The organism is Persicitalea sp. (assembly GCF_041751555.1).
Classification (GTDB): Bacteria; Bacteroidota; Bacteroidia; order Cytophagales; family Spirosomataceae; genus Persicitalea.
This window is the reverse complement of the sequence record NZ_JBGSXF010000446.1, coordinates 1-13,783: the sequence shown is the minus strand read 5'-3', so window position 1 is coordinate 13,783 and position 13,783 is coordinate 1. Positions and strand designations below refer to the sequence as shown.

Genomic DNA, 13,783 nt, shown 5'->3' with positions numbered 1-13,783 from the left:
TCGTCGTACGAAATCCCGTCGATGGAAATGCCCTGGGTGCGGGCGTTAAAATTCTCGTTGCTGCCCTTCTGCCAGGTGAACCCGCCCAGCAGGTCGAGCCGGTTATCGGCGTTGAATACCTTATTCCAGGTAATGGTATTTTCTTGCAAGATGTCGTAGCCGAAGCGGTTGGCGATTTCGGCCACGCCGCCGATTTGGGAAGCGGCGTTGGCGGGCAGCACGCCGGGGTCGTACTGATTGCGCTTGAACCAGTCTATCTTGGGGCCAATTGTGGAGCGAATCGTTATGTCTTTGATTGGGTTGAACTCGATGTAAGCCGTTGCCAGAAGATTAGTCTCCAGTTCGAAGTCTGTGCGAAGCTCCACATCGGCCAGCGGATTTTGTAGCGCCCCGCCCGTCACCGTGTTCACATCCCAATAGGAGCCATCGGGCTTGTACACCGGAAAGGCCGTCAGCGTTTCCCGCATATTGAACAGATTAAGCTTGTTGTTTTCAGTGCGGGTGAGGGAGCCGTTCAGCCGGATACCCGCCCGAACGTTTTTCGATAGGTTGAAATCCAGGTTCGTCCGCAGGTTGTACCGCTTGAGGCCCGTCCCTTTAAGGATGCCCTCCTGATTGAACACATTGGCCGATACGTAGTAATTCAGCGCGTCGGTGTTTCCGGCGATGGACACATCGCCGTTATAGATCGGGGCGACCTGCGACACCACCTCTTGCCAGTCGGTATTCCCAAACTCCGACGGATCGGTGAAGGGATCGGCCTCGCCCGAGAAAGCAGAAAGTTCCTTGTGGTAGGCGATTCGCTCGGGGCCGTCGAGGTAGTCGATTTTGCGAGACATCCGCTGTACGCCCGTGTAGAAATTGACCGATACTTTGGGCGGGCCCTTGGGAGTACCCTTACCTGACTTGGTGGTAATCATGACCACGCCGTTGGCCCCGCGCGTTCCGTAAATCGAGATAGCCGTAGCGTCTTTCAGCACATCGATGGATTCGACATCGTTGGTATTGAGGCTATTCAGGTTAAAGTCCGTGCCCACGATGAAGCCGTCGATCACGTATAGCGGCTCATTGTCGGCGTTCACCGAGTTGCCCCCGCGAATCCTGATAGACGAGCGCGCTCCCGGCGCGCCGTTGACGGAGGTCACCATCACGCCCGCCGCCCGGCCTTGCAGGGCCTGATCCACACGCGAAACGGGCAGGTCTTCCAGTTGTTTGGCGTCCACCTGGGCTACGGCACTAGTGAGGTCGGTCTTGCGTGTGACGCCGTAGCCGACTACTACCACTTCATTGAGTAGGGCGGCATCTTCGGCAAGAGTAATGTCAAACTGAGTGCGGTTGCCTACGGGCAGTGTTTGCGTCTGGTAGCCGATGTAGGAAAAAACCAGTTGCTGGTCAGGTTGAGCGGCAAGAGTGAAGTTGCCGTCGGCTCCGGTAATGACGCCCCGCGTGGTACCTTTGACGGTCACGCTCACGCCGACCAGTCCTTCGTCGTTGGCGTCCACGACTCGCCCTTTAATGGCGGATTGGGCACTTGCCCCAACCTCCAGAAATAACACCCCCGCCAGTACGGTGAGAGCGATTAGTAGTACTTTTTTCATAAGTATTTATAGGTTAAATTAAGCTGTATTGCCAAAAGAGAAGGGCACAGGCAGACTTATCTAATGAGATACGCATTTAAAAATCAGAGAAAACTGACCTTTCTTATAAAACTAATATACTTTGTAAGCCAGAATTTCTCACTTCCTCGCCTTCTTCTTTGCCGGAATAAAACCTGGCTCGTAGGCCGTATTCGACTGCGTTGGTACCGGAGCATCGACCGCCGTGAGCCAGTGATTGAGCAGAGCGGTTAGTCCGTTCAGTTTTTCGGGTTCCAACGTCGCCAGGTCGATGCGCTCGCCGGGGTCGTTTTCCAAATCGTAGAGTTCGTAGGCGTCGTCCTCGTAGTAGTGGTGCAGTTTCCAGTTGTTCTGGATCACCACGCTGCCCGGTCGGGTGCGAAACAGATCGTCGCGGCTATCGTCCAGCGCCCCCCGATAAGCTTCCAAATAAAACGGAAAGTGGAAATAAAGGGGCCTTTCGTTGAGATCGCTCTGAGTTTTGCCCTTCCAGACGTTCAGAAATGAAACGCCGTCGATTGCCTGAGTAGCAGGTATGGGTACTTTCGCCCAATCGCAAAGCGTGGGGAAAAGATCGAAAAGCAAAGTAGGAACATCGGAAACGCCCGCCCCAATACCAGAATGATTGACCAGCAGCGGCACTCGAATACCACCTTCGTAGTAGGAGCCTTTGCCGCCCCGCAGCGGCCACTGGCGCGACTGACTGGCGATGCCGCCGTTGTCGGACGAAAATATAATAAGTGGGTCTTGGAGTCCCAGCCTTTTCACGGCTTCAAGTACCTTCCCCACGTTTTGATCTAAATTCCTGACCATCGCGGCGTAGTCAGCGTTGGCGCCCTGACCGTCCTGTGGGGGTAGTTTTTTGTATTTTTCCACCAAATCCTGCTTGCCCTGCAAAGGCCCGTGGATAGCGAAGTGGGGGATGTAGAGGAAGAAATCTTCGTTCCGATTTTCCTGCATGAAGCCGATAGACTCCTGCGTGACGCGATCCGTGAGGTACTCACCCTCCGGGCCGTCCGATAAGTACTTCAAGCTGTAAGGGCTGAAATAGGTTTTAGGATGCCCTGCTCTTCCGCCGCCTTTATGCACATCGAAGCCCTGCTTCGTCGGATCGTCGCCAATATGCCACTTACCCATCGCGGCAGTTTTGAAGCCCGCTTCCTGGAATACTTTTCCTAGGGTTTTGAAATCGGAAGACAAAAACTCCTCGTTCGGACTCGGCACCAACTTGCGGGTGCGGGCGTCGCCCCGGTCGGGTGGCGAGACGGTGTACACACCATGCCGGGCCGAGTAAGCACCGGACATGAGGCAAGCCCGGCTAGGCGCGCAGTTTGAGGCGTTGGCATAAGCCCGGCTGAACACAAGTGACTTGGCGGCCAGCGAATCGAGGATGGGTGTATGGTAATAGCGCGAGCCGTTGAAGCCCACGTCTTTCCAGCCCAGGTCATCGGCCAGGATGAGGATGATTTGGCGCGGCTTTTTTTGGGCGATCGCCGGAAAATTGACCAGCAGAATAGCTGCTAGTCCAATGGCAAAAAGTCGAAAGTACTTAGGCATTTAATTAAATTCAGGTCAGAAGAGCGAGTTAGAGACTTTCAGATTGGGGATGAAGCGAAAGTCTTTGATGTTGAGCGTTCTAAGTTCGAGGTCATACACCAGTGCGGTGGCGGCGATTAGGGTGTCGGCAACGCTCATGTGATGGGAGAGGGCAAACTCCTTGCTAAGTTGCAACGCCAACTGGCTAATATTCTCAGTTATCTCTAGCCTTTGGATACCAAAGAGCTCTATTCTAATAGCTACGAATTCAGCACGATCCAGAACGCCATTGTATAGCTCCATTTCTATTACAGTCGATACAAACATATTGGCCTTCCCGACTGATTCGAGAAAATACGTTGCCTGCTTTTTCCCTCTCAAATGATCAATAATGATATTGGAGTCGATCAGTAGCATACTCAATAGCGCGGTTTGCGACGAAGATCATGAATGTACTTAGCCGAATCTTTGATATGGGAGAAAGGCCTGACATCGGGATTTTCTGCCAAAATTCTCTCTTCCTCTTCTGTAAGGTCGTACTGAATTACCTTCATGTGTTTCCGCACATCTTGTATAACATACTCGAAATTATGTTCGTCAGGATTGCCAAATTGCTCATCTACAAGTTCTTTCACTAGCTCGTCGACCGATTTGCCGCTGGTCTGAGCTTCTTCGGCTAGACGCTGTTCCGTCTGCTCGTCTTCTATTTTAATGTTGATCGTTAGCATAAAAATTTTGTTTTTACAAAAACCAAAAATAACAAAAAAAACGGGTCGCCCGCCCGAAAGCCAACGACCCGTTCTCATAAAGGAACTTTTGGAAAGAGAAGCATTAGGTTGTGGACGAACCAGAACTGTCCACTCTCCACTATCAACTGTCCACTAACTAAGCAATCGCCGCGTTCATATTCCGCACCGCGTCCGCCGACTTGGCGAAGGCTTCCTTCTCGGCATCGCTCAGGCGGATGTTGATGATCTTCTCCCAGCCGTTGCGGCCTAGTACTACGGGTACCCCGATGCAGATGTCCTTTTGGCCGTACTCGCCGTTCAGCATCACGCTACAGGGCACAATGCGCTTCTGGTTGCGGACGACGCTTTCGACCAGCATCATTGCCGCTGCGCCGGGTGCGTACCAGGCGGAGGTGCCGATAAGCTTGGTCAGCGTCGCACCACCCACCATCGTGTCGGCGGCAACTTTTTCCAGCTTTTCAGCCGAGAGAAAACGACTCACGGGCAAACCGTTGTAGGTTGCCAGGCGCGTAAGCGGAATCATGGTCGTGTCGCCGTGACCGCCGATCACCATGCCGTGAATATCGTTGGGCGATACGTCCATCGCCAGGGCAAGGTACGTCTTGAAGCGGGCGCTGTCGAGCGCGCCGCCCATGCCGATGATGCGCTTTTTGGGCAAACCCGACTCGCGAAGCGCGAGGTAGGTCATCGTGTCCATCGGATTGGACACCACGATGATGATCGCCTTGGGCGAGTATTTCAGAATATTCTCGGTCACCGACTTGACGATGCCCGCGTTGATGCCGATTAGCTCTTCACGGGTCATGCCGGGCTTGCGCGGAATGCCGGAAGTGATCACAACCACATCCGAGCCTTTGGTCTTTTCGTAATCGTTGGTCGAGCCGATGGGTTTGGTATTGAAGCCAAGCAGGGCGGCAGTTTGGTACATGTCCAGCGACTTGCCTTCGGCGACGCCTTCCTTGATGTCCAGTAGCACGACCTCTTCGGCCAGTTGGCGGCGAATGATGTTATCAGCAGTGGTGGCCCCGACGGCCCCCGCGCCTACGACGGTGATTTTCATAAGGTATATGGGTAAAATACGGTTGGGATTAATTTTCGCACCAAAATTAGGACAGATATTTCGTTAAACCCTGCTCAAAGGGGTTTTTTTGTGCGAAAAGCAGGGAGAAGAGCCTTTTTTGCCAGACATGTATTACAGAATCTGCAAACTATTCCGCCGCCCGTCGCGTAGTTGAAGCACAGGAATTACGCGGAATAGTGGGTACTTTGTGTTGGAAGGTGCAATTTTTTAGAAAGTGATTTGGTTATAATGCCGACACATTCCAATCACAATATTCACACAATGGCCAACAGTTCATTACTTACTCAAGTCTTGAAGTCGGTTTTTTTCAAAAAGGCTACGGGTAAGGCCGGGCGATACGCGTCCAATAGTTCGAAGCTTTACGGCTTGGCTCAGCAAGTTTACAAGAAAACCAGGGACGGGGATTTTAAGAGCGGGGCCAACGAGGCCAAAGAACAGGTATTTATTCTGGTGCGCTTGATTAGGGCTTACGCCTCTGGCGAATACCGGAAATTGCCCTGGAAGAGCCTTTTATCTATTGTCGGCGTGCTGATTTATTTCGTCTCGCCGATTGATTTTATTCCTGACTTCCTACCCGTAATCGGTATGGCGGACGACCTGGCTCTGGTGCTGTGGCTATTCAACAGCCTGAGCGGCGACCTGAACGAGTTCGCCGAATGGGAGAAAAAAACTAAGACGATCAACATCGGCTGACAAAACAATTTTTGTTTGGCAAGAAGTATTAATTAAATTTGTATTCATTTAAAATTCAATGAACATGGAATTCGGATCAATTTTGGCATTTATGGGACTGGGCGGACAAGAAATCTTCCTCGTAGCCCTGTTTATCTTACTTTTCTTCGGCGCGAAAAAGATCCCTGAGCTGATGCGCGGCCTCGGTCAGGGCATCAACGAATTCAAGAACGCGACCAAAGACGTAAAGGAGAATATTGAGAAGGGCATGGAAGACCCGATGAAGAACTAAGTCGGTCATCCATTTTCCTTTTCCCAACGGAGTCGTTTTGGGGTTAGACTGTAAAAAAGCCTACGCCTGATCGACTCTGTTTTTTGTTTGTAGAAAAACAAACTTTCCTCTGAATTGAAAGATTACCTTACACTTGATGCGATTCAGAGCGACTTGCAAGCTGGCGACACGACTTGTACCGAATTGGTCGGGCAGTACCTCGCTCGTATCGAGCAGCACCAGCACCTCAATGCCTTCGTAGAAATTTATGCCGACGGCGCCCGGCAGCGGGCCGAGGAAATCGACGCTCGCTTAGCTGCTGGCACTTCGGGGCGTCTCGCCGGACTGGTGCTGGGGATTAAAGATGTACTTTGTTACGCAGGACACGGCGTACAGGCGGGTAGCCAAATACTCGATAACTACATATCTCCTTTCACGGCTACAGCGGTGCAGCGTTTGCTAGATGAAGACGCTATCGTCATCGGAAGGCAAAACTGCGACGAGTTCGCGATGGGTTCGTCCAACGAGAGCTCGTACTTTGGCCCGGTACGTAATGCCGCCAACGAAAACCGGGTACCGGGCGGCTCATCCGGTGGCTCAGCGGTAGCCGTGCAGGCGGGCCTTTGCCACGCTTCGCTCGGTAGCGATACGGGCGGTTCGGTGCGGCAACCCGCCGCTTTCTGCGGTGTAGTAGGTTTGAAGCCTTCTTATGGTCGCGTGTCGCGCTGGGGTTTGATTGCCTATGCTTCCTCCTTCGACTGTATCGGGCCAATTACCAAAAGCGTGGAAGACGCCGCGCTGCTGCTGGAAATAATGGCCGGAGACGATGATTTCGACAGTACGGCTTCAACCAGAGAGGTGCCGATTTATTCCAAAAATTTAAAACAGGACGAAGGAGCAAAGGTGCGTGTGGGCTACCTGCGCGAGTCTGTAGAGAGCGAGGCCGTAGAACCTGCCATCCGGCAGCGTACGCTGGAAGTGATCGAGCAACTTCGGGAGCAAGGTCACACCGTCGAGCCCGTCGAAATGCCGCTGCTGAAGTACGGCCTTCCCACTTATTATGTCCTCACGACCGCCGAAGCCAGCTCTAACCTCGCCCGCTTCGACGGTGTCCGTTACGGTTACCGCAGCGAAGAGGCCGTTGATCTGGAAAGCCTATATAAAAAATCCCGCACCGAGGGCTTCGGTGAGGAAGTGCGGCGGCGAATTCTGCTGGGCACCTTTGTATTGAGCGCAAATTATTATGACGCATACTATACGAAAGCGCAGCGCGTTAGAAAACTGATCCGCTCAGAAACTGAGCGTCTCCTAACCTATTACGATTTTCTGATCTCTCCCGTGACGCCTACGACAGCTTTCAAACTGGGAGAAAAAACGGACGATTCCCTGCAAATGTATCTGGCCGATATATTCACTGTTCAAGCCAATGTCGCCGGAACGCCTGCCATCTCTATTCCTAATGGGCTGGACGAAAACGATTTGCCGATCGGCTTGCAAATTATGACTAAGGCTTTTGAAGAGGAAAAATTATTGGCTTTTTCCAAGCACTTAACAAAAATAACTGTAACACCGCAAATAGTATAGTAGTTTTATTCTATTTCAGGCTTTGCAAAGTACCAATCCCAGAATTTCACAAAGACAGTTTTTAAATTGGCACTGTCAACCGTTTATTCTCAACTACCTAAACCTTCCCGACACCAATGAACCTACCCAAGCGAGTCGTGAACCTAGCCACCCTGGCCCTCCTAGCTTTATGCAACCTTCCGGTCTTGGCGGTGCCTCAATTGCAACAAGACGAAATCATCTTTGAAGAATCCGACACGCTGAGTGTAGCGGCCACCGATTTGTTGCCGGAAATTGAAGAACCCGCCAATCGGGTACCGACCGAACTAGTCAGAGAGCGCCTGGGCTTGCTGGAAAAGAAAATTCCGCTGGTGTATCACGCCGAATCGCACAAGTTCGTGGAGTACTTCATCTACACGAAACCCGATTTTACGCGGCGTATGATGGAAGACAAAAATCTTTTCTTCCCGATTTACGAGCGTTTGCTGGCTAAGCACGATATGCCGGATGAGTTGAAGTACCTTTCCATGATCGAGTCGGGGCTCAATCCTAAGATCATTTCCTACGCCGGGGCAGGCGGACTGTGGCAGTTCATGCGGGCCACGGGTCGAGAATTCGGCCTGAAGCAAGATTCGTACATCGACGAGCGTTTCGATCCTGAGAAATCCACCGAGGCGGCCTGTCGCTACCTCAAACAGCTTTACAGAATTTTCGGCGACTGGGAAATGGCCCTCGCCTCTTACAACTGCGGCCCCGGTAACGTCAAACGCGCCATGCGCCGCAGCGGGGGTAACACCTTTTGGGGGATCTACAATTCGCTTCCCAAGCAGACGCGCGGCTATGTACCTCAGTACGTAGGAATCCTCTATATGATGCACTACGGCGAAGACCACGGTATCGCCCCTAATATCATTCAGTTTCCGACGATCACCGATACTATTCAGGTCAATGGCTACTTGAATCTGACCACCTTTGCTGCGTTGAGCGGAGTAACGATGGAGGAAATTCAACGCCTCAATCCGTCGATCATCAGTGATGTACTTCCCGAGTACACGCGAGGTTTTGCTTTAAAACTGCCCGCCCAAAAATTTGCCTTCATGCAGCCCAACCGCCTATCTATCCTTGATTCGGCGTCGCAGCGCGGTTTGCCCGGTGTGATGCTTGCATCAATAGATGAAGACGGTGAGTATGCTACCAAGCGGTTGCGGCACACCGTAAGAAGCGGCGAATCGCTGACCACCGTGGCGCGACGATACGGTGTGAGTATCAGCGAAGTGAAAAGCTGGAACCGTCTGCGCAGTACCCGTTTGTTGCGCGGCCAACGCCTGACCATTATGCAAAAAGTGAAAGTCGCTCCGCGTCCGGCGGCTAAAGTTCCAGTAGTTTTGGCAAAAAACACAGCCACGAAGGAAACCCCCGACACTACAGAAGCTAACGACAAAGAAGAATTGGTGGCCGATGTAAGCGAGATGGAAGAGCAACCGGAGGCAAAACCTGCGAAGGTGGTCAGGATACAACCCGCCCCTAAAACCGCTACCTACATCGTCCGCCGTGGCGATAATCTGACCGAGATCGCCCACCGTTACGGCGTCAGTATTAACGATGTGAAGGATTGGAATAACCTGGGCAGTGGCAAAATTCTGGTAGGTCAGAAATTGAAGATCTTTAATGCTGGGTCTGCTAGGGCAGCTCCGGCGGTGGCCTCAATCAAAAGTGCCACGACCCGAGTCAAGCCTAAGTACCATACCGTGCAGCGAGGCGATACACTTTGGACCATTTCTCAGCGATACGGCCTCACGGTTGACAACATCAAAGCTGCCAACCGCATGAAAGGTAGTAAAATCAAGGCTGGAATGAAGCTTTTGATTTCAGGATAAATAAAATGTACAAATGGATTGCCACCACCCGCAGGAAACTGTGGGTGGTGTTTTTTATAAAAAAGTACCTGAGTACCTCTATACTCAAGTACCAAAGTTTTTACTGTCTGCCGAGTAAGTAAAGCTGTTTGCGTTTTTCGTCAGGTACTCAGGTACTCAGGTACTCAGGTACTCGGGTACTCAGGTACTTTGCCACTCTGTCACTAAAAATATGATCGCCTACCTAGAAGGAAAAGTTGCTTACAAAGACCCGGCCTACGCCATCATAGACGTGCAGGGCGTGGGCTATGAAGTCCGCATCTCGTTACAGACTTACTCGGCCATGCCCGAAGTAGGGGAGAAGAGTAAAATTTTTACCTACCTCAACATCCGCGACGATGCCCATATTCTTTTTGGCTTCGGTGAACCGGACGAGAAAACGCTTTTTCTGGACTTGGTGGGTGTATCAGGCGTTGGTCCGGCCACAGCTTTGGTGATGCTTTCTTCGCTGTCTTCTTCTGAAATCCGCCACGCGATTATGAACGAGGATGTCCGCGTCGTACAGTCTATCAAGGGCATTGGTTCCAAAACCGCGCAGCGGGTGATTTTAGAACTGAAAGACAAGATGCGTAAGGATTCGATTAGCTCTCCAGTGCCGTTTCTGGCTGGAGTATCGGGTGGTAGTACGCGCAGCGAAGCCCTGGCTGCGCTGGTCACCTTGGGAATTCCTAAAGCCTCCGCCGAGAAAAGTCTGGACACAATCATCAAGCGTGAAGGCGATCAACTTACCGTCGAAGAACTCATCAAACTCGCTCTGCGCTAAGCTTATTTTTAATTGTGATTGAGTGAATTGTGATTGAGAGAATATCATTTTCGTCTAATTATTCTCTCATTCTCTCAATCACTCATTCACAATAATTTTCCGCTGAAAGAATATTGGCAAGGTTTTGGCCGTTTTGTCTCTACCACGGCATCCCCCGCTCAATGAATCAGGTCGGTACTTTCCGGATAACTTAGTCTGGCCACCCGACCTTACCCTCTTATAACCAAGTGCAATAGGCTTTGTCAGGAACCATTTACCAATTACTATTCCGCACCGTTGCCCTTACCGTTGGTGCCTATTTTCTGGCCGACGCTACGGGCAATATTTCGCTCTCCGAACAGGGGGGCGTTAGTCCGTTCGTGGCTTACATACCCGCGGCGGCAGCGGCTGACACGACGGGTGATAGCCTTAAAAAATCGGGTCGCAGCCCCAGATTGAGTTGGCAGGACTTCTACCGCAACCGCTTCACCGACCCGCGCCCGCGTACTTCCTACTACCTGGATGACCCCGCCAACATCGGTACCACCATGCAGCTCGATAACACGGGCCGGGTGGTGATCGAGGAGGACATCAAAACCCCCGAGGGCACGCTAAACTACCGCCCCACGGAAAGCGTTGATCTGCAAACGTACAATGAGATGCAGCGCCGACGGGCCTTCGAGACCCTGATGCGTGAGTACTCGGCCCGGCTTGATGGCAAGAGCGCCATGGGCGGACGCGGGCTGCTGCCCAAACTGGATCTCCCACCAGCTTTGGATAAATTACTGGGAAATGACTTCTCAGACTTTAAGCCCAATGGATTCGTGGCCCTGGACTTCGGGGTGATGCATCAGTTCATCGATAATCCCTCGATTCCCATCCGGCAGCGGCGAAATACTAACTTCATTTTCAACGAGCAAATCAACATCAACTTCAACGCCAAGATCGGCGACAAGCTGGGCTTTCTGACCAACTTCGACACCAAGGCCAGTTTTAACTTTGAAAACGCCTTGAAACTCAACTATAAGGCACCGGAGGAAAGTCTGGTGCGCAAGCTGGAAGCGGGTAACATTAGTTGGCCCATCAACAGCCAGTTGATACCCGGCGTGCAGAACCTGTTTGGGGCCAAGGCCGAACTGCAATTCGGACGACTGAATGCTACCTTTGTGGGTTCGGTGCAGCGCTCGCGGAAAGAACGTCGCGTGCTGCGCGGCGGTGCGCAGACCCAGGATTTTGAGATCAGGGCGGATAACTACGATGAGAACCGCCACTTTTTCCTCTCCCAGTATTTCAGAAATATCTACGAAGGTTCGCTCAAATCGCTGCCCGCCATTACGTCGGGCGTGACGATCACCCGCCTGGAAGTCTACGTGACCAACCGCACGACAAATACGCAGTCGCTGCGCAATCTGGCCGCCTTTGCTGACCTGGGCGAGCCGAGTCCTTTTAAGAAAAATCTTCCTTCCGTTCAGCCGATTCAGCCCAAGTCGCCCGCCGACAACGAAGCCAACGGTCTGTACCGCTCTCTGCGCGAGAATGAGGCATTCCGCCAGATAGACCGCACGACCTTTGAGTTGACCAATACACTTGGTTTGGAAAAAAGCATCGACTTTGAGGTGCTGCGCGGGGCCAAGCGGCTGTTGGGCGAAAGCGAGTACAGGTTCAACCCGCAACTAGGCTACCTATCGCTGACGGTGCCGCTGCGCAACGACGAGGTGCTGGCTGTAGCCTATGAGTACACCCTAAACGGACGAAACTACAAAGTAGGCGAACTCACGGAAGACTACCAGGCTCGCCCGGACGACGAAGTAATTGCGTTGAAACTCCTGAAATCTGCCACCATCCGCAACAACACGCAGTTGCCGATGTGGGATTTGATGATGAAAAACGTGTACTCCCTGGGTACCAATCAGATCGACCGCCAGGGTTTTCAACTCAGAATAATTTATAAAGACGACCTGACGGGGATCGACAACCCCAACTTGCAGGAAGGCCGCAACCTGCAAAACAAACCGCTGCTGCGCGTGATGGGGCTGGACCGCCTGAACCCCGTCAACGACCTGCAACCCGATGGTAACTTCGACTTTGTAGAAGGCATCACGATCGACAGTCGCACGGGTCGCGTATTCTTTCCGGTGTTGGAACCCTTCGGCTCTAACCTGGCCGAGTATTTCGACGCGGATGAGGACATTTTGAAAAACAAATACGTCTTCCCCGAACTCTACAACACCACCCAAATCGACGCGCAGCAGATCAACGAGCGCAACAAGTTTTACCTCAAAGGCGCGTACCAGGCGGCGGGCGGGGCGGAGGTTCAGTTGCCCTACGGCGTTTCGGAAGAGTCGGTGACGGTGACGGCCGGGGGTGTGTCGCTGTCGCCCGGCGTGGATTTTATCGTCGAGGCCCAGATTGGCCGCGTCCGTATTGTCAATCCCAGCGTTCTAAACTCCGGGCGTGAGATTGTGATCGAGTTTGAGCGGCCCGACCTGTTTAATAACCAAATCAGGACACTGTTTGGAACGCGGCTCGACTACCTGGTGAGCAACGACATCAACATTGGGGCCACGGTAATGAACCACCGCGAAACGCCCGCCGGCTTCCTGACCCGCGTGGCCATCGGTAACGAACCGACCAATAATACGATCATAGGTTTCGATGCCAACATTAGAAAAGATGCGCCTTTCCTGACCAAATGGTTGGATAAACTACCCCTGCTCCAAACCAAGGAGCCGTCCAGCATTCAATTTAAGGGCGAAGTCGCCAAGATATTTCCGGGTGTGTCGCCACTGGTTAACGACCGCTCGCTGGTGGACGACTTCGAGGCCGCCCGTACAATCTATGACCTTACGCGGCAACCTACGCGCTGGCGGCTGGGTTCCACACCACAGCAATTCCCGCAAGGGTCGCCCGACAATCCGCTGGAATTCGGTTTCCGCCGGGCTAAGATGGCGGTCTATTCGGTGGACAACCTTTTTCAGTATACTGGGTTAGGCTTCAACTTGCGTCCCCCTAAAATCACCGATGCCGATGTGCAGAATTTCTACGTCACACTCTTCACACCTCAGGAACTGTTCCCCGGTCGGTCGGTGCCGCCGCTGAACTTGCCGCAGAATATTCTCGACATCGCTTACTACCCCAGCGAGCGCGGGATGTACAACTACAACCCCGACCTGGACAACGACGGTCGCTTGAAGAATCCGCGACGCAATTTCGGCGCTATCAGCCGGGCGGTCACGTCGGACATCGACTTTGACAATGCCAACATCGAGAACATCGAGTTTTGGCTCATGGACCCTTTCATTGGGGGCGAAAACGGAGTAGTGCGCGATGGGGTAGAAAACCAGAACAACACGACGGGTGGTAAACTGGTCTTCAACTTGGGCGACGTTTCGGAGGACGTTATCCCCGACGGTCGATTCAATTTTGAGAACGGCCTGCCCGTCGAGCCGAGGCCGGGCATCAACGTAGATAGTACTGCCTGGGGCCGCGTGACGAAGGAACAGTTCATTATCAATGCGTTCAGCAACGAACCGGGAGCTCGCGAGAAACAGGACGTCGGTCTCGATGGCTTGAATAGCCAGCAGGAGCGAGCGTATTTCAAGGAGCGTTTTCTTGACCGTCTGCCCGCTACACTCAC

The 13,783-nt window shown here is 52.6% G+C and carries 11 protein-coding genes; 6 read left to right on the top strand and 5 right to left on the bottom strand.

The genetic code is table 11. From position 1 onward, the window contains the following. The 5 genes from ACEW8P_RS15705 to mdh form a co-directional block, all read right to left on the bottom strand. Positions 1–1,598, bottom strand: a 1,598-nt coding sequence (locus tag ACEW8P_RS15705; RefSeq protein WP_373514028.1) for a SusC/RagA family TonB-linked outer membrane protein, incomplete at its 3' end; no start/stop codon positions are given. Between the two features lie 138 nt (positions 1,599–1,736). Continuing rightward, on the bottom strand, positions 1,737–3,173 hold the full coding sequence (locus ACEW8P_RS15700; protein WP_373514027.1) for a sulfatase: 1,437 nt from the start codon (positions 3,171–3,173) through the stop codon (positions 1,737–1,739). A 15-nt stretch (positions 3,174–3,188) separates the two neighbouring features. Further along, on the bottom strand, positions 3,189–3,569 hold the full coding sequence (locus tag ACEW8P_RS15695; protein WP_373514026.1) for a type II toxin-antitoxin system VapC family toxin: 381 nt from the start codon (positions 3,567–3,569) through the stop codon (positions 3,189–3,191). Positions 3,570–3,571: 2 nt separating this feature from the next. Further along, positions 3,572–3,880, bottom strand: a complete 309-nt coding sequence (locus ACEW8P_RS15690) for a hypothetical protein (RefSeq protein WP_373514025.1) — start codon at positions 3,878–3,880, stop codon at positions 3,572–3,574. A gap of 157 nt (positions 3,881–4,037) precedes the next feature. Beyond that, on the bottom strand, positions 4,038–4,961 hold the full coding sequence (mdh, locus tag ACEW8P_RS15685; protein ID WP_373514024.1) for a malate dehydrogenase: 924 nt from the start codon (positions 4,959–4,961) through the stop codon (positions 4,038–4,040). A 282-nt stretch (positions 4,962–5,243) separates the two neighbouring features. Here mdh and ACEW8P_RS15680 point away from each other — a divergent pair, with 282 nt between their 5' ends. The 6 genes from ACEW8P_RS15680 to sprA all read left to right on the top strand — a co-directional run. Continuing rightward, complete coding sequence (locus ACEW8P_RS15680; RefSeq protein WP_373514023.1) at positions 5,244–5,675, top strand: YkvA family protein; 432 nt, start codon at positions 5,244–5,246, stop codon at positions 5,673–5,675. A gap of 64 nt (positions 5,676–5,739) precedes the next feature. After that, complete coding sequence (locus tag ACEW8P_RS15675) at positions 5,740–5,946, top strand: twin-arginine translocase TatA/TatE family subunit (RefSeq protein ID WP_189565185.1); 207 nt, start codon at positions 5,740–5,742, stop codon at positions 5,944–5,946. Between the two features lie 114 nt (positions 5,947–6,060). Beyond that, positions 6,061–7,509 (top strand): Asp-tRNA(Asn)/Glu-tRNA(Gln) amidotransferase subunit GatA, encoded by a 1,449-nt coding sequence (gene gatA / locus ACEW8P_RS15670; protein WP_373514022.1) that lies wholly within the window; start codon positions 6,061–6,063, stop codon positions 7,507–7,509. 116 nt (positions 7,510–7,625) lie between these two features. Next, positions 7,626–9,365 (top strand): LysM peptidoglycan-binding domain-containing protein, encoded by a 1,740-nt coding sequence (locus tag ACEW8P_RS15665; protein WP_373514021.1) that lies wholly within the window; start codon positions 7,626–7,628, stop codon positions 9,363–9,365. 211 nt (positions 9,366–9,576) lie between these two features. Next, on the top strand, positions 9,577–10,167 hold the full coding sequence (ruvA, locus tag ACEW8P_RS15660; RefSeq protein ID WP_373514020.1) for a Holliday junction branch migration protein RuvA: 591 nt from the start codon (positions 9,577–9,579) through the stop codon (positions 10,165–10,167). 239 nt (positions 10,168–10,406) lie between these two features. Continuing rightward, a partial coding sequence (gene sprA, locus ACEW8P_RS15655) for a cell surface protein SprA (RefSeq protein ID WP_373514019.1) occupies positions 10,407–13,783 on the top strand: 3,377 nt, incomplete at its 3' end.

Bases quoted from the DNA above. Each gene is read 5' to 3' on its own strand.
- ACEW8P_RS15695 (WP_373514026.1), bottom strand. From the start codon at position 3,569: ATGCTACTGATCGACTCCAATATCATTATTGATCATTTGAGAGGGAAA.
- ACEW8P_RS15700 (WP_373514027.1), bottom strand. From the start codon at position 3,173: ATGCCTAAGTACTTTCGACTTTTTGCCATTGGACTAGCAGCTATTCTG.
- ruvA (WP_373514020.1), top strand. From the start codon at position 9,577: ATGATCGCCTACCTAGAAGGAAAAGTTGCTTACAAAGACCCGGCCTAC.
- ACEW8P_RS15680 (WP_373514023.1), top strand. From the start codon at position 5,244: ATGGCCAACAGTTCATTACTTACTCAAGTCTTGAAGTCGGTTTTTTTC.
- ACEW8P_RS15690 (WP_373514025.1), bottom strand. From the start codon at position 3,880: ATGCTAACGATCAACATTAAAATAGAAGACGAGCAGACGGAACAGCGT.
- ACEW8P_RS15675 (WP_189565185.1), top strand. From the start codon at position 5,740: ATGGAATTCGGATCAATTTTGGCATTTATGGGACTGGGCGGACAAGAA.
- ACEW8P_RS15665 (WP_373514021.1), top strand. From the start codon at position 7,626: ATGAACCTACCCAAGCGAGTCGTGAACCTAGCCACCCTGGCCCTCCTA.
- mdh (WP_373514024.1), bottom strand. From the start codon at position 4,961: ATGAAAATCACCGTCGTAGGCGCGGGGGCCGTCGGGGCCACCACTGCT.